Genomic DNA, 19,233 nt, shown 5'->3' with positions numbered 1-19,233 from the left:
AATCCAGGAAACCGAGGAAGAGGGGAACACCATGGAACGGTTCGACCGGAGCGAACTCGCCGACCTGCTGCGCGAGGCGGCGGGCGGCGACGAGGGGGCCGTGCTGGACGAGGGCGCCCTGGACACCCTGTTCCTGGACCTGGGCTACGACTCCCTGGCGCTTTTGCAGGTCACCGGCGTCATCGAGCGCGACCACGACGTGGTGCTCGACGAGGAGGCGCTGGCCGAGGCACAGACGCCGCGCCAGTACCTCGACCTCGTCAACGGGGCGCTGGCCGCCCGTGCCGCGGCCTGACCGGCGCCCGGCGGTGCCCCGATCCACCAAGGAGACGACCGTGACCGTCCCGTCGGCCACCCGGCGCCCGGCGGCGGGTTCCGCCGCGCCGGACCACGCCCCCACCGCCGGCCGCTTCACCGAGGTCGCCGATGGCGTCCACGCCTATGTGCAGCACGACGGCGGCTGGTGCCTGAACAACGCCGGGCTCGTCGTGGCGGACGGCGAGAGCCTCCTGATCGACACCGTGGCCACCGAGGCGCGGGCCCGCGCGCTGAGGGAGCGCGTCCTGCGCCGGGCCGGCCGGCCGCCGCGGCTCCTGGTCAACACGCACTTCCACGGCGACCACACCTTCGGCAACTTCGTCTTCCCCGAAGCCCTCGTCGTCGGCCACGAGCGGGCCCGCGAGGAGGCCGCCGCGGCCGGGACGCACCTGACGGGCCTGTGGCCCGACGTGTGCTGGGGCGATCTGGAGGTCGTCGTGCCCGCCGTCACCTACCGGGACCGGATGACCCTCCACGTGGGCGCGCACGAGGCGCGGCTGCTGCACACCGGGCCCGCGCACACCACCGGCGACACCGCCGTATGGCTGCCCGGACCACGGGTGGTGTTCGCCGGGGACCTGGTGATGTCGGGCGTCACGCCGTTCTGCCCGATGGGGTCGGTGTCCGGGTCGCTGGCGGCCCTCGCGCGGCTGCGCGCCCTGGACGCCGTCACCGTCGTACCGGGGCACGGCCCGGTCGGCGGCCCGGAACTGCTCGACGCCAACGAGGGCTATCTGCGCAGGCTCCAGCGCCTCGCGGCCGAGGGCATCGCGGCCGGCCTCACCCCGCTCCAGACGGCACGGGAGGCCGGGCCGGGCCCGTACGCGGACCTGCTCGACGCCGAGCGCCTCGTGCCCAATCTGCACCGCGCCTACGCCGAGGCGCTCGGGGCCGCCCCCGGCGACCCGCTCGACATCCCCGCCCTGTTCCGGGAGATGAGCGACCACCACGGCGGCCTGCCGGCCTGCCACGCCTGACCACGACCGCCCCGCCCGGTCCCCGCACCGCTTGGGCGGGGTCGGCCGGGGAGGGAGGGGCGGGCCCCTGCTTCCTGTGCGTGCGCCCCGCGCGGGCGCGACCGCCGGGGGCGGGTCACCACGCCGACCGCGTTCACAGCCGTACCCCCTCCCGCGCGGCGGCCCCTTGTCGGCGGCCCCGGTCCTCCACGGGACGCCGACACGTTCTGCGGTGCTGATCGACCACTCTTCGAAGGTTCCTCTAGCGCTCCGGCGGACGGTGAGGACAGCCGGCGGCTCTCACCCGCCGGACCGGACCAGGAGGAGAACGAGCGTTGCCGAACTTCGCATACCCCGATCTCCCCGTCGACGGACTGCTGCGGCGAGCGGCGCGGCGCGCGCCGGACCGGGTCGCCGTCCGCACCGCGACCCGGTCCGTCGGCTTCGCCGAACTCGACGCGTGGGCCGACCGGATCGCCGGCTTCCTGCACCGCACGCTCGACGGAGCCGCGGGCGCCCGCGTGGGCGTGGCCAACGTCCTCGACCCCGTCTTCGCCGCCGCCTACTACGGCACGGCCCGCAGCGGCGCCGTCACCGTCCTCGTCAACCCGCTCGCCGGCGAGGACGCTCTGCGGCACGTCTTCACCACGGCACGGGTGGAACTCGCGCTCGTGCCCGCGGCCACCGCCGGCCTGCTGGCCAAGCTCCGCGCCGACCTGCCCGCACTGCGCGCGATCATCGTCACGGACGCCCCCGGCGGCGTGGTCCCCGACGGCACCGTGCCCCTGCACCAGGCCGTGGACGCCGCCCCGGAGCGCACCCCGGTCCGGCCGCCGCGCACGGCCGCCGCCCCGGCCGATCCGGACACCGTCGCCTGTGTGCAGTTCACCACCGGGACCACCGGCCGCCCCAAGGGCGTGCTCCTGACCCACCGCAACCTGGTCGCCAACGCCAAGCAGGTGGCGCTCGCGCACCGCGTCGGCGCCGACTCGGTCACCGTGAACCATCTGCCGCTCTACCACGTGATGCACCTCAACTCCGGTGTCTACGCCGGTGCCTGCCAGGTGCTGTGCCCGGACCCCGACCCCATCGCCTCCCTCGCGGTCGCCGCCGCGGCCGGCGCCACCCACTACTACGGGCTGCCCGCCCGGCTGCACGCCCTCGCCGAGGACGAGCGGCTCACCGGCGCGGTGCGTCCCGGACCGCGGCTGACCGCCGTGCTGTCCGGCGGCTCGGCACTGTCCCCGCGGGCGGCCGGCATCCTGCGCGAACGGCTCGGCGTGCCCGTCATCCAGGGCTACGGCATGGCCGAACTCTCCCCGCTCACGCACTGCCAGCAGCCCGACGGCTACCGGCCCGGACTGGTCGGCGCCGTGGTGCCCGGCACCGAGTGCCGGCTCGTCGACCTGGCCACCCGCCATCCCGTCGGCACCGGGGCGATCGGGGAAGTCCAGGTGCGGGGGCCGCAGTTGATGGCCGGCTACCTCGACGGCGGACACGAGGAGCGGATCGACGCGGACGGCTGGTTCGCCACCGGTGACGTCGGCCTGCTCGACGCCGGCGGCGCCCTGCGGCTGGTGGACCGTCTGTGCGACGTGTTCAAGCACGACAACGAGATCGTCGCGCCGAGCCGCGTCGAGGACATCGTCCGGCAGGATTCGCGCGTCGCCGACTGCGTCGTGGCCGACTGGCCCGACCCCGAGCACGGAGCGGCGGTCTGGGCGGGCGTCGTCCTGGCCGCCGGCGCCGGGCACGAGCCCACGGCGGCGGACACCCGGCCGGGCGCCGGCATCCTCGACTCGATCACCGCACGGGCCAACGAACACCTCGCCCCCTGGGAGCGGATCCGGTTCGCCGAGGCGATCGACGCGGTGCCGCGCACGCCCACCGGCAAACCCCAGCGCCGGCTCGTGCGCAACGAGTTGAGACGCCGAGCCGCCGTATGACCGGCCGGCCGCCCGCCTCCGCGACCCGCGGCAGACCCTGGAGCAGACCATGCTGAACACCCCCGGCGGGCCGTCCGCGCCCGCCTCCGCGACCCAGGTGCTGGTCGCCGGCGCGGGCCCCGTCGGACTGACAGCCGCCCACGAACTCGCCCGCCGCGGCCTGCGCGTGCGGGTGGTCGACGCCGCACCGGGCCCCGCCCGCACCAGCCGCGCCGTCGCCACCCACCCGCGCACCCTGGAGACGTACGACCAGATGGGCATCGTCGACGACGTGCTGCCCCGCGGACGGCGCAACCAGGCATTCACCATGTACGCCGGGGGCCGGCGCCGCGTGCGTCTGGAGGCCGACTACGCGACGATGCCCACCCGCTACCCGTACACCCTGGTCGTCGGGCAGACCGAGACCGAGGACGCGCTGCGGACGGCGCTGGCCCGGCTCGGGGTGCGCGTCGAATGGGGCGTACGCCTGGTGGACTTCACGCAGGACGCGCGGGCGGTGCACGCCCGGCTGCGCCACGCCGACGGCCGCGAGGAGCGGTGCACGGCGTCCTGGCTGGTGGGCTGCGACGGCGGCCACAGCACCGTACGCAAACGCCTCGGGCTGGAACTCCTCGGCGAGAGCAGCGAGACGTGGATGCTCGCGGACGCCCCGGTCGACACCGACGTGGTGCCCGACAGCATCTACTGGGCCCACACCGGCCGGCAGTCGCTGATGATGGTGCCCTACGCCCGCGACGGGCACTGGCGGCTGCTGGACACCGCACCCGCCGCGCGCGCAGGGGAACCCGGCCGTGCCGAGGAGCAGTTCTCCCGCAAGCTCAGCGCGGGCCTGGGCCACCGGGTACGGGTCGGGGAGGCGTCCTGGACGTCCGTCTTCACCTTCCAGCAGCGGATGGTGGAGCGCATGCAGGACGGTCGCGTCCTCGTGGCCGGCGACGCCGCGCACGTGCACAGCCCCGCCTCCGGACAGGGCATGAACACCGGGATCCAGGAGGCGTACAACCTCGCCTGGAAGCTCGCCATGGTCGAGCAGGGCCACGCGGGACGGGCCCTGCTCGACACGTACAGCGAGGAACGCGTCCCGCTCGGCGCGGCCCTGCTGGGCTCCACCCGCACCGCCACCGCCCTGGTGCAGCTGAAGAACGCGCTCGCGGGAGTCGTCCTGCCCCTCGCCCTGAGCCTGGTGCGCGCGGTACGGCCGCTGCGCCGGGCCGTGCAGCGCAAGGTGCTGGGCGGCATGTCGGGCCTGCGGATCGGCTACCGCACCTCGTCGCTGACCACCGCCGCCCCCTGCTCCCGGCTCGCCGACGCGGGGGCGGTCCTGATGAGCGCCCGCGAACCGGTCCGGGGCCCCGCACCCGGCACCCGCGTCACCGCCGCCCCGGTGCACCACGGGGACGGCCGGGCCTTCCGCGCCGAGCTGCGCGATCCGCGCTGGACGCTGCTGCTCGCCGCCGGCGGCCGCGGGCCCGGTGACGGCCCCGCCGGCGTGGCCGTCACCGCCGCCGCCCAGTACGGCGAGTGGCTGTCGGTCAGGACCGTCGGCGGCAGCGGGCCCGACGGCCCCGCCCCGCTCGCCGACCCGGACCGCCGCCTGCGCGACGCGCTCGGCCTCGTACCCGGCGGGTGGCTCCTCGTCCGCCCCGACGGCTACGCCGCCGCCCGCGGAACCCTGCTGACCCGGCCCGTCCTGCGCCGGGCACTGGCTCCCCTGCGGACCCCCGTCCCGCTCGCCGGCGAGGCACCGCGCGAGCCGGTTCCCGCCATGCCCGCCGCCGCCCACGACCTGGAGGACCGCTGACATGCCCGACCACCACCCCGTCGCCCTGGTGACCGGTGCCACGAGCGGCATCGGCCTGGAGACGGCCCGGCAACTGGGCCGGGCCGGCCACCGGGTCTTCCTGTGCGCCCGCACCGCGAAGGACGTGCAGGACACCGTCGAGGCCCTGCGCGCGGAGGGCCTCGACGCCGCCGGGCAGGCCGCCGACGTGCGGGCACGCGAGTCCGTGACCGCCCTGGTGGCCGCCGCGGTGGAGACGTTCGGACCCGTCGGCGTGCTCGTCAACAACGCGGGGCGCAGCGGCGGCGGCGTCACCGCGGACCTCACCGACGACCTCTGGTACGACGTCATCGACACCAACCTCAACAGCGTGTTCCTGGTGACGCGCGAGGTGCTCAGGAACGGCGGCCTGGCCGGTGCCGCATCCGGCAGGATCATCAACATCGCCTCCACCGCAGGCAAGCAGGGCGTCCTGCTCGGCGCCCCCTACAGCGCCTCCAAGCACGCGGTCGTCGGCTTCACCAAGGCGCTCGGCCGGGAACTCGCACCGAGCGGCGTCACCGTCAACGCGGTCTGCCCCGGCTATGTGGAGACCCCGATGGCCCAGCGGGTGCGCCAGGGGTACGCGGCGGCCTGGGACACCGGCGAGGAGGACGTGCGGTCGCGCTTCGAGGCGAAGATCCCGCTCGGCCGCTACTCCACGCCCGCGGAAGTGGCCTCGCTGGTCGTCTACCTGGCCTCCGAGTCCGCCGCCTCGATCACCGCGCAGGCCCTCAACGTCTGCGGTGGCCTGGGCAATTACTGACCCCTGTCGAGGAAGCGAGGAAGACGTGTACCTGGTGAGAGACGAGCGGGTGCACCGTACGGTGCACTCCGTCGAGGTGGACGCGGGAGCCGGAGTCGTCTACGGGCTGATCGCGGACGTGGTGCGGTGGCCGCTGTACTTTCCGCCGAACGTGTACGTGGAGCGGCTGGAGTTCGACGGCACGCACGAGCGGCTGCGCATGTGGGCCACGGCCAACGGCGAGATCCGCTCGTGGATCTCGCAGCGGGTGCAGGACCCCCGCGCGCGGCGGATCGAGTTCCACCAGACCCGCCCGCAGGAGCCGGTGCGCACCATGCGCGGGACCTGGATCGTGGAGGAACGGCCGGGCGGCACCAGCCGGCTGACGCTGCTGCACGAGTTCACGGTCGCCGGTGACCGCCCCGAGGACGCGGCGTGGGTCGAGCGTGCCTGCGACACCAACTCCCGCTCCGAGCTGGACAGTCTCAAGCGTCTCGCCGAACGCTGGACGCGCCTGGACGATCTCGTGCTGTCCTTCGAGGACTCCGTACGGGTCAAGGGCCCGGCCGAGCTGGTCTACGACTTCCTGTACCGGGCGGCCGACTGGCCCGAGCTGATCCCGCACGTGTCCCGCCTGGACCTGACCGAGGTCAGCCCCGGTGTGCAGGTCATGTCCATGGACACGGTGACGGCCGACGGCAGCGCGCACACCACCGAGTCGGTGCGGATCTGCTTCCCGCACGCCGGGCGCATCGTCTACAAGCAGACGGCCACACCCGGACTGCTGGAGGCGCACACCGGCGAGTGGTCGGTGCTGCCCGACGAGACGGGCGTGACCGTCGTCGCGCAGCACAGCGTGGTGCTCCGCGAGGACGCGGTGGAGCGGCTCCTCGGACCGGGCACCGACCTGGCCGCGGCCCGCCGCCAGGTGCGCCGGGCGCTCGGCCACAACTCCCTCGCCACCCTCGGACTGGCCAAGCGGCACGCGGAGTCGGCGATCCGCACGCTGTGACCCCGTGACACGCGCCGGCGTGGCCCGCGCGGAGCACCCGAGACGATGGCGCGACCCCGGCCCTGCCGGTCCGGTTCCACGAGCACCGAGGAGGCGCAGATGAGCATGGCCCGGACGAACACCGATGCCGCCCCGGCGCGGCCGACCGCCGACGCGCTGGCCGCGCGGCTGCGCGAGGAGGTCGCCGGCCTGCTCGCCGTCCCGTCCGACGCGGTGCACGCCGACCGCCCACTGCCCGAACTCGGCCTGGAACCGGCCCAGATGACGGAACTCGTGCGCGCGGTCTCGCGGTGGCTGCGGCGTCCCGTGCCCGCCTGGACCGTGTGGCAGTACCCCACGCCGGCCGCGCTCGCCGCGCACCTCACCGGTGACGACCGCGCCGCGCGGGCCGCCGCCGGGCGCCGCGCGGCCGGGCACACACCGATCGCGATCGTCGGCCTCGGCTGCCGTCTGCCGGGCGGCATCGGCAGCGCCGACGCGCTGTGGCAACACCTGCTCACCGGCCCCGCCACGGCAGCCGACCACCGGCCCACCGCTGCCGGTTGCTCTACCGAGGGCTGCTCCGCCGACGGCTGCCCCGTCCGCCAGGGCGTTCTGCCGGATGATCCCGGCGGGTTCGACGCGGAGCTGTTCCCCCTGCCGGTCGCCGAGGCCCTGCTGATGGGCCCCCATCAGCGCCTCGCCCTCCAGACCGCGTGGGCCGCGCTGGAGGACGCGCGCCTCGTCCCCGAGACGCTGGCCGCGCGTCGTACCGGTCTGTTCCTCGGGGTCACGGAGCCGGGCTCCCCGGCCACCGGCGCGGACGGCGGCTCCCCGTGCCCCGTGCCCGGCTGGGACGACACGACCACCGCCGCCCGCTTCGCCCGAGCCCTCGGCCTCGACGGCCCCGCGCTCGCCGTCGCCGCGGCGAACGCCTCCGGGCTCGGCGCCGTCCATCTCGCCGTGCGCGCCCTGCGCGAGAGGACAGTGGACCTGGCGCTCGCGGGCGGCGTCCACGCGCCGGCCGGCCCGGCCGCCGACAGGCGCTGCGACGGGCCCGACCCGGTGCGCGGCGCGGGCGGGGGCGTCCTCGTGCTGCGCCGCCTGTCCGACGCGCTCGCCACCGGCGACCGCGTCTACGCCGTGATCCGCGGCACCGCCGTCCACCGCGCCGGCGCCCGCGGGCAGGCGGCGGCCACCGGCGTCCGGGACCGCGCGGACGTGCTGCGCGCCGCCTGGCAGGACGCCGGCATCAGCCCCCGGCGCGTCGCCTACGTCGAGGCGGTCGGCTCCGGCACCCCGCCGGGCGACCTCACCGGGGCCGGGGCCCTCCGTGCCGTCTTCGCCGACGGGCGCGCGGGCGCGCCGCGCATCGGCTCCACCCAAGGCGGCCACCTGCGGGCCGCCGCGGGCACCGTGGGCCTGATGAAGACAGCGCTCGCCCTGTACCACGGCGAGCTGCCCGCCGTACCGCTCGCCGGAGCCGGGGAGGGCCACGACGCGGCCGCCACCGAGCGCACGCCGTGGCCGGGCGACGGCTGCCGCTACGCGGGGGTCGGCGACGACGGCTCGGACGGCGCCCCCGTTCACCTGGCCCTGGAGGAAGCCCCGTACCGGCGGCGGCTGTTCGTACCGCTCGCCGCCGACAGCGCCGACGGCCTGCGCGCGGCCGCCGACGCGCTCACCGGCCGGGCCCGCGCGGGCGGCGCCTGGTACGCGCCCGAACACCTCGGCCGCGCCGCCGGCGCCCACCGTGTCGTCGCCACCGCCGGCCACCCCGGCGACCTCTCCGGCGCGCTGGACACCCACCTCGCGGCCCGCCTCCAGGCCCCCGCCGCCCGGCCGGACGCGCTCGCCTTCTGCTTCTCCGGCCCCGGCTCGCAATGGCACGGCATGGGCCGCGACCTGCTCGGCGAACCCGTCTTCCGGGCCGCCTTCGACGCGTGCGACCAGGCTCTGCGCCCGTACACCGGCTGGTCGGTCACCGAGGAACTCCTCGCGGACCGGGCCGGCCCGCGCCTGGGGCGCACGGACGTCGCCCAGCCCCTCCTGTTCGCCCTGCAGACGGCTCTCGCCCGCACCCTGGGCGAGTGGGGCGCCGAGCCCGGCGTCGTCTTCGGGCAGAGCGTCGGCGAAGTGGCCGCCGCCGTCTTCGCCGGCGCGCTCCCGCTGGACGAGGGCGCCCGGCTGATCGCCGTCTGGTCCCGGCTCGTCACCGAACGCGCAGCCGGCGACGGCGCCCTGACCGTGTGCGAACTCTCCGTCGAGGAAGCCGAGTCGCTGCCCGTGGTACGCGCGGGACGGCTCTCGCTCGCCGGCCACCTCGCCCCCGGACAGGTGTGCCTGTCCGGGCCCCGCGAGGCCGTCGGCACCCTGGAACGCGACCTGGAGGGCCTGGGCGTACGCGCCGTTCGCGTCAACATCGACCACGCCGCGCACAGCGCCCGGCTCGCCCGGCTGGCACCCGAGTTCGAGCGGCGTCTGGGCGCGCTGCGCACCCGCCCCACCGCGGTGCCGTTCTGGTCGACCGCCACCGGCGGCTACGCCGAGGGCACGGACCTCGGTGCCGCGTACTGGGCCCGCAGCATGTGCACCCCGATGCGGCTTGCCGAGGCCACCCGCGCGCTCGCTGGCGGACGCCGCCTGCGGGTCGTCGAGATCACGCCGCACCCCGTGGTGAGCCACTCGCTGCGGCGCGGCCTCGACGCGGTCGGCGGCGACCAGCCGCGCATCCTGAGCACGGGCCGGCGCGGCCAGGGCGCCCGGCAGAGCCTGGAGGACGTGGCCGCCGCGCTGTGGTGCGACGGAGCCGACGTGCGCTGGGGAGCCGTCACCGGCCGGCGCCGGCGCAGCGCCGCACCCCTCCCGGTCGCCCTCACCGTCTCGGGCCGTACCGCGCGGGCCCGCGCCGAGAACGCGGCGCGGCTCGCCGCCAGGCTCGACGGCACCCCCGACGCCGACCTGCCCGACGTCGCGTACACCGCCGCCCGGCACCGCTCCCACCTGGAGTACCGGGCGAGCGTCGTCGCCGCGTCGTCCGCGGAGGCGGCCGGGGCCCTGCGCGCCCTCGCGGACGGCCGGACCCACCGGGGCCTGATCACCGGGCGGGCGGCCGCGGGGCCGGGGCTCGCCGTGCTGTTCACCGGCGAGGGCGATCGACGCCCCGGCGCGGGACGGGGGTTGTACGGCGCGTTCCCGGAGTTCCGGCGGGCGCTGGACGAGGCGTGCGCCGCGCTCGACCCGTATCTGCCGCTGCCGCTGGCGGCCGTGCTGTTCGCCGCCGGGGACGGCCCGGACGCGAAGCTGGTCCACGACCCGCGGTTCGCGCAGCCGGGGCTGTTCGCCGTCGGCGTCGCCTTGTTCCGGCTGTGGCGGCTGTGGGGCGTGGCGCCCGCCGCAGTGGCCGGCCGCGCGGCGGGCGAGATCGCGGCGGCCCACGCGGCGGGGGTGCTGGACCTGGCGGACGCGGCACGGCTGGTGGCGGCACGGGGGCGGCTGACGCGGGCCCGCGAGTGGTCCGGGGCGACAGCGGCGGCGGTGCGGGAGTTCCGGCAGGTCGCGGCCGAGTGCGTGTTCCGTGAGCCGTCGATCGCCTGGGCGTCGACGGTGACGGGCGGTGTCGCGGCGGCCGGTACCGTGGCGGACCCGGAGTACTGGGTGCGGCAGGCGTGCGCCGCGCCGCGGTTCACGGACGCGCTGCGCGCGCTGGAACGTGCGGGCGCGGGCCGGCGGCTGGAGTGCCGTCCGGCCGGGGTGGACGAAGTCCGTTCGCTGACACGGGCGTTGGGCGCGCTGCACGTCGCCGGGCAGGACATCCGCTGGGAGCGGGTCTTCGCGGCCGGCGTCCCGGTGGACCTGCCGGGCCATGCCTTCCGGCGCGCGTCCTGTCCGAGAGTCGCCGCGCGGACTTTGCCCTTGAGCGGATCTTGAGTGAGGATGCAGATCCGGTCTTGAAAGTAGTGCTGGAATTCTGCCAGAACTGTTCCCCATGACAAGGAGGACCGGATGACTGAAACCCCGAACAAGGACCACCACGAGGACGAGGTGCGTGCCAAATTCAAGGAGGCGCTGGCGCGCAAGTCCCAGGCCTCGCAGGCCAAGCACGCGCAGGAAGAGGCGCGCAGCAAGACCAAGAACATGAGCGGTCGCGTGGGCCAGAAGCGGAACTTCCGCCGCAAGGCCGGCTGATCGCGGATCCGTCCGGAAAAAAAGTTGCCGCACCCTGTTTCCGGGGTGCGGCAATTTTTTCCGGCCGCAGGACCGCTTGAGAAGCGCTGGAGAAATGGTCCGGGAATGCCACAGGAGCGCTTCCGGCGCGCTGCGGCCGCGGCGCAGGGGCACCGCACCCTGCGTCGAGAGTGCTTCCGCCCGGACTCGAGGCGGACCGGGCAGGCTCGGCGTACGGGTGCGCACGCGGCGTCCCGTGGACGCGACGAGGGAGCTGACCAACGCCGCCATGACCACGACCGCCGAGACCATCCACCCGCCGGGCACGCCGTCCGGACGGACCGCGGCGGACGCCTTCGCGCGGGCCGCCCGGCTGGAGGCGCTGCTCGGCGACCCGTACGACCCCGCCAATCCGCACGGTCTGCGGGCCCTGTTCGCGGCCGACGCCCGGCGCGTCCCGCCCGCCGAGACCGAGTCACTGCTCGCCGGGACGGGACTCGGCGCCGAGTTCGTCCCCGCCGTCCACGGCGGCCGGCTGACGCGGGCCGATCTGCTGGTGCGCGCCCTGCGCCCGGTCTTCCGGCGCGACGTGGCGCTCGGCTTCGGTTACGGGATCACCTCCCTGTTCGCCGCCGGCGCCGTCTGGGCGGCGGGCGACGCACGGCAGCGCCAGGACGTCGCCGACCTGCTGCTGCGCGGCGGGCGGGCGACGATCCTGCACCATGAGCTCGCGCACGCCAACGCGATCCTGCGCCACGAGTTCAGCGCCCGTGCCACCGCGCGCGGCTACCGGCTCGACGGCCGCAAGGACGTGATCATCAACGCGGCCCGCGCCGATCTCCAGGTCGTCTACGCCCGCACCGGCACCGCCCGCGGCCCGCGCAGCCACTCCGTGTTCCTCCTCGATCCCCGGTGCGCTCCGCCGGGCAGCGTCCGGCACCTGCCGCGCGTCGAACTGCCCGGCATGCGCGGGGCCCTCTTCTCCGGTCTGGAGTTCACCGGCGCGCCGGTGCCGGCCGGGGCGCTCGTCGGCGGCACGGGGGACGGGGTGGGCCTGGCGCTGCGGGTGTTCCAGGTCAACCGCAGCGTGATCTGCGGGCTCGTCACCGCGGCGGCCGGCACGGTGCTGGACGCGGCCGTACGGTCCGCGGCCGGTGGTCGCGGCGCGACCGTCACGGGGCGCCGGCGGGCGCCGCTCGCGGGCGTCTTCGCCGATCTGCTGGCCGCCGACGCCATGTCCATGGTCGTGCTGCGGGCGCTGAGCCTGCTGCCGGACCGGGCCCATCTCTTCGCCGCCGCCGTCAAGTACGTGGTGCCCGACCTGCTGCGGGAGGGCTTGCAGGAACTCGCCACCGTGCTGGGCGCGCGCGGCTTCGACCACGCCGGGCCCGAGCACGGCGCGCTCGACAAACTCGTGCGCGACCTGCCGGTGGCCGGCCTCGGTCACGCGGGCAGCGCGTCCTGCCAGGCGGTGCTCGTCCCGCAGCTGCGGGGTCTGGCCGAACGGTCCTGGTTCGCCGAGGACGAGCCGCCGTCCGGGCTGTTCCGCGCCGACGGCGAACTGCCCGACCTCGACTACCGGTTGCTCGGCATCGCGGGCGGCGGCGACTTCATGGCCGCCTCGCTGGTGGGCAGCGCCGCCCGGCTCGCCGGCGCGCGCGGCGCGCCGGGGGCCCGCGGAGCACTCGCCGGCCTCGCCGAGGCGTTCGTCACCGAACTGCGCGCCCTGCGGGAGCAGTGCCGCCGGCTGCCGGCGTCCGGCACCGCCCTCGCCGGCCCCGCGGCGCTCGTGCTCGCCGACCGCTACACCGGTGTCGTCGCCGCCGCCGCGGTACTCGGGGTCTGGGAGAGCCAGGACGGCACCGACCCCTTCCTCGCCGGCCCGGCCTGGGCCGTCCTCGCCCTGTCCCGGCTCGCCGGCCGGATCGGGGTGCCGGTGCCCACGCTGCCCGCGGGCGTCCAGGAGGAGGTGCTCGGCGAACTGCTGCGCCGCCAACGGGCAGGGCTGGGCTACGACCTCGACGCGGTCGCGCACACGCCGTGACCCCGCGCCCCGCCACCTCAGGGAGGGTCCCATGACGACCCCTGTCCCCACCGGCGCCGGGCGTATCGGCGCCCCCTTCCACGTCAGCGGTCCGGACGCGCCCTGGCACCGGGTGCGCGCGGCGATGGACCGGCACGGCACCGCCGTCGTCCACACCACCTGGGGCGAATGGCTCGCCGCCGTCGTCGCCGAACCCGCGCTGCGTCCGCTGCTCGGCCGCGACTGGCAGCGCTACCGGCGCACCGCCGACCCCACCGTCCGCTACCGTTTCGTCGCCTCCCGCCTCGTCACCAAGTACACGGCCGCCGCCGCCCTGCACACCGAGCCGGTGGAACTCGACCTGGCGTACCGGACCGGCGGCCGGCCGTATCTGCGCGGCCTCGACCAGATCGACGTGAGCCTGACCCACACCGACGACCTGATCGCCGTCGGCATCAGCCGCGTCGGCCGCATCGGCGTCGACGCCGAACCGGCCGGCCGCCGCATGTCGTACGAGTTGCTGGGCCGCACCGTGCTCACCCCCGCCGAACGCGCCGCCCTCGAACCCCTCGCCGACGCCGAACGCGCCGCGGCCATGCTGCGACTGTGGACCCTGAAGGAGGCCTACACCAAGGCGCTGGGGCAGGGACTGCGGCTCGGCTTCGACGAGTTCGGCTTCGACGCGGACGGCAGCGGCCTGGCCGCCCCGGACGGCCGGCCGGTGCGGCGTGACGCGTGGACCTTCGCCACGTACCGCGTCCTCGGCCGCTACGTGCTCAGCGTGGCCCGCCATGACGCGGGGCTGGACAGCTCACCCGACACGGCGGCGCACACCATGCTCGACGAGGGCTTCATGGACGCTGTCGGCGAACTCCTGCCCTGAACTCCCTTACGGGGTGCCTCGGTTGCCCCGTCCGGCCGGGAGCCCGTCCGCCTGGCGGCAATTGACAAACCGACCGTGCTGTTTTTTACTTCGGGGAGTTCAGCCCGCTGCTCGTCTTGACCGGTGCGGAAGAGATGGCCGCGCCAACGAGGGGATGACGATGAACATCCAGGTACTGGGCGCCCTCGCCGCACAGGTGAACGGCATGTCGATCACACCCACCGCCCCCAAACCGCGCCAGGTGCTCGCGCTGCTCGCGCTCCACGCCGGCCACATGGTCCCCGTGGCCGCGCTCACCGAGGAGCTGTGGGGCGAGAACCCGCCGCGCAGCGCGCGCACCACGCTCCAGACGTACGTGCTCCAGCTGCGCGACCTGATCGGCGCGGCCCTCGCCCGGCGGGCCGACGGGGGAGCGGTCAGCGCCAAGGACGTCCTCGTGACCCTGCCGGGCGGCTACCGGCTCGACACCCGTGACGGCCTGCTCGACTTCCGCGAGTTCGAGCGGCGCGCGGGCGCGGGCTACCGGGCCATGGACGCCGGCGACCACGAGGACGCCGCCAGGCGGTTGCGCGAGGCCCTGTCCCTGTGGCACGGCGCGGCGCTCGCCGACGTCCAGGCCGGCGGCCAGATCGCCATGGAGGTCAGGCGTCTGGAAGAGGCCCGCCTGTGCGCCCTGGACCAGCGCATCGAGGCCGACCTGCGGCTCGGCCGGCACCGCGAGCTGCTGTCCGAACTGACGGTCCTGGTCAACCGGTACCGGATGCACGAGAGCCTGCACGGCCAGTTCATGGTGGCGCTGTACCGCTCCGGCCGCCGGGGCGAGGCGCTGAGCGTCTACCGGCGCCTGCACACCGCGATGGTGCGGGAACTGGGCCTCGAACCCTCCCCGGCGCTGGGCCGCTTGCAGCGGTCGATCCTCAGCGCCCACCCCGAGCCGGCGGCCACCGGGCCCGTCGACGTGCCGGCCGGTCACCCCGCGCGGGACCTCCACAGGGCCCAGACCCGCCACCTGGCGGGCCACGCGCTGTGACCGCGACCCCGGCTCCGGCTCAGGTACCGAGGTGGCAGCGCTCGCCGTTGTGGTCGAGGATGATCAGGATCTCGGCGGGGCCCCGGTTGCTGCACCGCACCGGGGCCGCATCCTGGCCGTCCTGGACAGGCCACCACCGACGCCCGCACCGGCATGGACCGCCAACCACCAGCCAGCCGCGTCACCAACCTCTCCGGACAGCACATCTAGCCCGTCGCCAGGGTCAGGGCCGTCATCAGGCACCGGGCCTGCACGTTGAGGTAGTTGCCGTGCCGCAGCAGTGCCTGGACCTGGGCGACGGAGACCCAGCAGAAGTCCGGCGGCAGTGCACGCACCGCCGCCTCGTCCGTCTCCTCCAGCTCGACGATCCGATTGCGGGTCAGCGCATGGTGGAAGCGCCCGCCCTCCTCGGACTGCTCGGTGTCGAACACCACCCGCCCGGCGCGCGGCGCGAGCAGGGTGTCCAGGAACTCGGGGCGGTGCGCTCCCCGTTCGCTGAGATGACGCGTCGAGCACTGCACCGTGGGACCGAACTCGGCCACGTTCAGCGTGCCCGCCTCGACCCTGGCCCGGAGCAGCACGTGCGGCACCCCGCCGACGCGCCGCACCAGCAGGCCGGCGAGCCCCGCCACCGGGGCGAGCAGCGGCTGGGACCAGCGGGCCACCTCGCGCGCCTGCGCCTCCACGGTCACGCCGAGCACGGTGAAGTGGCGGCCGTCGTCCCGCCCGATGCCGTCGCCGGTCCGCCGCCACGGACCGGCCGAGGACTCCAGGACCTCCCGCAACGGCAGCTGCTCCTGGGACAGTTCGTACCGGAACCGGGCGTCGGCCAGGACCGAGAGCACCTCGGTGAGAGAGCACAGGGCGTCGTCCTCGCCCGCCGGGCCCGGCCCGGTGCCGCGGCAGGGGAGCACCTGGGGCGGCAGCGCCGACAGGACCGTACGGCTGTCCATGTTCATCAGGTGGTCGCGGCGCAGCAGCGCCCCGATCTGACGCAGCGACAGCCAGCGGAACCCGTCGAGCGCGGGCACGTCCTCGTCCGTCATCACGACGACGTTGCGGTTCCGCTTGTGCAGGAACCACCAGCCCTGCTCGGACTGGAGCGAGTCGGCGAGCACCCGTGCGCCCCGCCGGTCCCCGGTGAAGTACTCCGTGTACGGCACCCGGCGGCCCCGGTGCACGCCCGTGTAGTTGCTGCGGGTGGCCTGGACGGTCGGTGACATCTGCACCCCGTTGAGGTTTCCCGGCTCCATCTTGGCCTGGAGCAGGCAGTACACCTCGCCGCGGTGCTCCTTGAGCAGAACGCCGAGCACCCCGACCTCGCGCTGCACGATGACGGGCTGGGTCCAGCTGTGCGGCCGGCCCTCCCCGGTGCCGTAGTCGGTGGTGACGCGCAGCCCCGACACGGAGAAGAACCGGCCCGAGGAATGCACCAGGTCTCCGGTGTCCCGGCTGAAGTGCCAGCCCGGCAGCGCCTGGAGCGGTACCCGCCGCACGGTGTGGTGCTGCCCGCGGCGCTGCTCGTCCAGCCACTGGTCGAAGGGGACGTCTCCGGCCGCGGGCGGAGTCGGTGCGGTCGACGATGAGGCCATGCGGGCATCGTCCGGGGCCCGGCTCGAGGCCCGGTCGACGACGGACGGTCGGCCGCTCGACTCCACCGGGCCCGGCGCCCCGCGGCCCCCGTGCTCCGGGCCGCGTCAAGCCCTCCTTGAGGAACCGTCCGCACACTTACCGAACATGAAGGCGCTCATACTGTCAGGGGGGACGGGGTCCCGGCTCCGCCCCTTCACCCACTCGACCGCCAAACAACTGCTGCCCGTGGCCAACAAGCCCGTCCTCGTGCACTGCCTGGAGAACATCCGCGACGCGGGCGTGACCGAGGCGGCCCTCGTCGTCGGCGCGCACGCCGCGGAGATCTCCGGGGTGGTCGGTGACGGTTCGGCGTTCGGACTCGACCTCACCTACCTGCACCAGGACCGCCCGCTCGGCCTCGCCCACTGCGTACAGCTCGCGGGCGACTTCCTCGGCGACGACGACTTCGTCATGTACCTCGCCGACAACGTGCTCGCGGACGGCATCGGGAAGGCCGCCCGCGCCTTCGCCGCCGAGCGCGCCGACGCGCTGCTGCTCGTGCAGCCGGTGGCCGATCCGCGGGCGTACGGAGTGGTCGAGGTCGGTGCCGGCGGCCACGTGCGGCGGCTGGTGGAGAAGCCGGCCGAACCCGCGGGCGACCTCGCCGCGCTCGGCGTGTACTTCTTCACCTCCCGCATCCACGAGGCGGTCGCCGGGCTGCGCCCGAGCGCCCGCGGCGAACTGGAGATCACCGACGCCATCCAGCGTCTCGTCGAGGACGGCGCGCCGGTGCGCGCCGAACGCTACGACGGCTACTGGAAGGACACCGGCCGGGCCGAGGACCTGCTCGACTGCAACCGGGAACTGCTCGCCCGGCTGACCGGTCCCGCCGTGCACGGAGAGGTCGACGGCACCAGCACCCTGAGCGGTCCGGTCGTCATCGAACCGGGAGCCCGCGTGCACGGCAGCCACCTGAAGGGGCCGCTGGTGATCGCCGCCGGGAGCACGGTGACGAACTGCACCGTCGGCCCGTACGTCTCCGTCGGGCGCGACTGCGTCCTGCGGGACACCGTCGTCGCCGACTCCATCCTCCTGGAGGGGGCCGCCGTCGACGGCGTCCCCGGCCTCGACCACTCGATCATCGGCCGCTGGGCCCGGATCGGCCGCTCCGCCGCCTCGGGTCACCAACTGCTCGTCGGGGACCACGCCAACGCGGAGGTGGCGGCGTGACAGCGCGCCGGCTCCACCGGCCCGCGTGCCCGGCTCGACGGGCGCCCGGACCGGACACGAGCGAAAGGCGAGCCGCCCCAAAGAGAGTGGCCGTCGAGCCGCGTGCGCCGCGACCGGGCCCGCCACGGCCCGGCGGCGGCACCCTTCGCGCGCGTCCGGACACCGCCGTGCCCCGGCAGGCCCGGACGGCGGAACTCCCCGGTGAGCGGCGCCGGAGACCGGCGGGCGCGCCGTGCGCGGCCCCCTGACACCGTTCCCCGCCGACCGCCGCCCTGTACCCCCTACAAGGAACTGGAGAGCCATGTCCCGCCGTCTGTTCACCTCGGAGTCCGTGACCGAGGGCCATCCCGACAAGATCGCCGACCAGATCAGCGACGCCATCCTCGACGCGCTGCTGCGCGAGGACCCGGCGGCCCGCGTCGCCGTCGAGACGCTCATCACCACCGGCCAGGTGCACGTGGCCGGCGAGGTCACGACCACGGCGTACGCGGACATCCCGGCCCTGGTGCGCGAGAAGATCCTGGAGATCGGCTACGACGCCTCGCAGAAGGGCTTCGACGGCGCCTCCTGCGGCGTCTCCGTCTCCATCGGCGCCCAGTCCCCGGACATCGCGCAGGGCGTCGACAGCGCGTACGAGAAGCGGGTCGAGGGCGCCTCGGCGGACGCGGCCGACGAGCTGAGCCGGCAGGGGGCGGGCGACCAGGGCCTGATGTTCGGCTACGCCAGCGACGAGACCCCGAACCTGATGCCGCTGCCGATCGAGCTGGCCCACCGTCTCTCGCACCGCCTGGCCGAGGTCCGCAAGGACGGAACGCTTCCCTACCTGCGCCCCGACGGCAAGACCCAGGTCACCATCGAGTACGAGGGCAGCCGGCCGGTCCGGCTCGACACGGTCGTGGTCTCCTCGCAGCACGCGGCCGACATCGACCTGGAAGCGCTGCTCACGCCCGACATCCGGGAGCATGTCGTGGGCCCCGTCCTCGACCGGCTCGCCCGCGACGGGATCAAGCTCGACACCGAGGACTACCGCCTGCTGGTCAACCCGACCGGCCGCTTCGAGATCGGCGGCCCCATGGGCGACGCCGGCCTCACCGGCCGCAAGATCATCATCGACACGTACGGCGGCATGGCCCGGCACGGCGGCGGCGCCTTCTCCGGCAAGGACCCGTCCAAGGTGGACCGCTCCGCCGCCTACGCCATGCGCTGGGTCGCGAAGAACGTCGTCGCGGCCGGCCTCGCCGCCCGCTGCGAGGTCCAGGTCGCCTACGCCATCGGCAAGGCCGAACCGGTCGGTCTGTTCGTCGAGACCTTCGGCACCGCGACCGTCCCGCAGGCGGCCATCGAGCGGGCCATCTCCGAGGTCTTCGACCTGCGCCCGGCCGCCATCATCCGCGACCTCGACCTGCTCCGCCCGGTCTACTCCCGGACCGCCGCCTACGGCCACTTCGGCCGCGAACTGCCCGAATTCACCTGGGAGAAGACCGACCGCGCCGAACGGCTCAAGACCGCCGCCGGGCTCTGACCCGCCCCCACCGACCGACGACCGGCCCGTG

General features: G+C 75.2%; 14 protein-coding genes. 13 read left to right on the top strand and 1 reads right to left on the bottom strand.

Annotated elements, in window-relative coordinates; genetic code table 11:
• Positions 1-31 precede the first annotated feature (31 nt).
• The 11 genes from HEP81_RS39580 (at position 32) to HEP81_RS39530 (ending at position 14,878) form a co-directional block, all read left to right on the top strand.
• Positions 32-295 (top strand): acyl carrier protein, encoded by a 264-nt coding sequence (locus tag HEP81_RS39580; RefSeq protein WP_011113148.1) that lies wholly within the window; start codon positions 32-34, stop codon positions 293-295.
• Positions 296-335: 40 nt separating this feature from the next.
• Positions 336-1,295, top strand: coding sequence for an MBL fold metallo-hydrolase (locus tag HEP81_RS39575; RefSeq protein WP_011113147.1), 960 nt, complete (start codon positions 336-338; stop codon positions 1,293-1,295).
• Between the two features lie 314 nt (positions 1,296-1,609).
• Positions 1,610-3,220 (top strand): class I adenylate-forming enzyme family protein, encoded by a 1,611-nt coding sequence (locus tag HEP81_RS39570; protein WP_037659218.1) that lies wholly within the window; start codon positions 1,610-1,612, stop codon positions 3,218-3,220.
• 49 nt (positions 3,221-3,269) lie between these two features.
• Positions 3,270-5,021 carry an FAD-dependent oxidoreductase gene (locus HEP81_RS39565; protein ID WP_051850395.1) on the top strand — a complete coding sequence of 584 codons (1,752 nt, stop codon included), beginning with the start codon at positions 3,270-3,272 and terminating at the stop codon, positions 5,019-5,021.
• A gap of 1 nt (position 5,022) precedes the next feature.
• Complete coding sequence (locus HEP81_RS39560) at positions 5,023-5,805, top strand: SDR family NAD(P)-dependent oxidoreductase (protein ID WP_011113144.1); 783 nt, start codon at positions 5,023-5,025, stop codon at positions 5,803-5,805.
• Between the two features lie 34 nt (positions 5,806-5,839).
• Positions 5,840-6,796, top strand: coding sequence for an aromatase/cyclase (locus HEP81_RS39555; protein ID WP_037659283.1), 957 nt, complete (start codon positions 5,840-5,842; stop codon positions 6,794-6,796).
• Between the two features lie 99 nt (positions 6,797-6,895).
• Complete coding sequence (locus tag HEP81_RS39550) at positions 6,896-10,705, top strand: type I polyketide synthase (RefSeq protein WP_037659216.1); 3,810 nt, start codon at positions 6,896-6,898, stop codon at positions 10,703-10,705.
• 75 nt (positions 10,706-10,780) lie between these two features.
• On the top strand, positions 10,781-10,963 hold the full coding sequence (locus HEP81_RS39545; protein WP_011113139.1) for a DUF5302 domain-containing protein: 183 nt from the start codon (positions 10,781-10,783) through the stop codon (positions 10,961-10,963).
• 235 nt (positions 10,964-11,198) lie between these two features.
• On the top strand, positions 11,199-12,986 hold the full coding sequence (locus tag HEP81_RS39540) for an acyl-CoA dehydrogenase family protein (protein WP_181393156.1): 1,788 nt from the start codon (positions 11,199-11,201) through the stop codon (positions 12,984-12,986).
• A 31-nt stretch (positions 12,987-13,017) separates the two neighbouring features.
• Positions 13,018-13,848 carry a 4'-phosphopantetheinyl transferase family protein gene (locus HEP81_RS39535; protein ID WP_037659213.1) on the top strand — a complete coding sequence of 277 codons (831 nt, stop codon included), beginning with the start codon at positions 13,018-13,020 and terminating at the stop codon, positions 13,846-13,848.
• 160 nt (positions 13,849-14,008) lie between these two features.
• Positions 14,009-14,878, top strand: coding sequence for an AfsR/SARP family transcriptional regulator (locus HEP81_RS39530; RefSeq protein ID WP_011113136.1), 870 nt, complete (start codon positions 14,009-14,011; stop codon positions 14,876-14,878).
• A gap of 206 nt (positions 14,879-15,084) precedes the next feature.
• On the opposite strand, the gene HEP81_RS39525 is transcribed toward HEP81_RS39530, so the two are convergent.
• The gene (locus HEP81_RS39525; RefSeq protein ID WP_037659275.1) at positions 15,085-16,470 is read right to left on the bottom strand and encodes an NDP-hexose 2,3-dehydratase family protein; all 1,386 of its coding nucleotides are present in this window, start codon (positions 16,468-16,470) and stop codon (positions 15,085-15,087) included.
• A gap of 145 nt (positions 16,471-16,615) precedes the next feature.
• Between HEP81_RS39525 and HEP81_RS39520 the strand changes: the two genes are divergently transcribed.
• Complete coding sequence (locus HEP81_RS39520) at positions 16,616-17,680, top strand: glucose-1-phosphate thymidylyltransferase (RefSeq protein WP_011113133.1); 1,065 nt, start codon at positions 16,616-16,618, stop codon at positions 17,678-17,680.
• A 301-nt stretch (positions 17,681-17,981) separates the two neighbouring features.
• The gene (metK, locus tag HEP81_RS39515) at positions 17,982-19,202 is read left to right on the top strand and encodes a methionine adenosyltransferase (protein WP_011113132.1); all 1,221 of its coding nucleotides are present in this window, start codon (positions 17,982-17,984) and stop codon (positions 19,200-19,202) included.
• Positions 19,203-19,233 lie beyond the last annotated feature (31 nt).

Source organism: Streptomyces griseofuscus, from assembly GCF_014673495.1.
Lineage (GTDB): Bacteria > Actinomycetota > Actinomycetes > Streptomycetales > Streptomycetaceae > Streptomyces > Streptomyces murinus.
The sequence above is the reverse complement of the archived record's forward strand: the minus strand, read 5'-3'. Positions and strand labels throughout refer to the sequence as shown.

Excerpts from the sequence above, each read along its gene's own strand:
- HEP81_RS39560 (WP_011113144.1), top strand. The coding sequence starts at position 5,023 with ATGCCCGACCACCACCCCGTCGCCCTGGTGACCGGTGCCACGAGCGGC.
- HEP81_RS39580 (WP_011113148.1), top strand. The coding sequence starts at position 32 with ATGGAACGGTTCGACCGGAGCGAACTCGCCGACCTGCTGCGCGAGGCG.
- HEP81_RS39565 (WP_051850395.1), top strand. The coding sequence starts at position 3,270 with ATGCTGAACACCCCCGGCGGGCCGTCCGCGCCCGCCTCCGCGACCCAG.
- HEP81_RS39530 (WP_011113136.1), top strand. The coding sequence starts at position 14,009 with ATGAACATCCAGGTACTGGGCGCCCTCGCCGCACAGGTGAACGGCATG.
- HEP81_RS39545 (WP_011113139.1), top strand. The coding sequence starts at position 10,781 with ATGACTGAAACCCCGAACAAGGACCACCACGAGGACGAGGTGCGTGCC.
- HEP81_RS39520 (WP_011113133.1), top strand. The coding sequence starts at position 16,616 with ATGAAGGCGCTCATACTGTCAGGGGGGACGGGGTCCCGGCTCCGCCCC.
- HEP81_RS39535 (WP_037659213.1), top strand. The coding sequence starts at position 13,018 with ATGACGACCCCTGTCCCCACCGGCGCCGGGCGTATCGGCGCCCCCTTC.
- HEP81_RS39550 (WP_037659216.1), top strand. The coding sequence starts at position 6,896 with ATGAGCATGGCCCGGACGAACACCGATGCCGCCCCGGCGCGGCCGACC.
- HEP81_RS39525 (WP_037659275.1), bottom strand. The coding sequence starts at position 16,470 with ATGGCCTCATCGTCGACCGCACCGACTCCGCCCGCGGCCGGAGACGTC.
- metK (WP_011113132.1), top strand. The coding sequence starts at position 17,982 with ATGTCCCGCCGTCTGTTCACCTCGGAGTCCGTGACCGAGGGCCATCCC.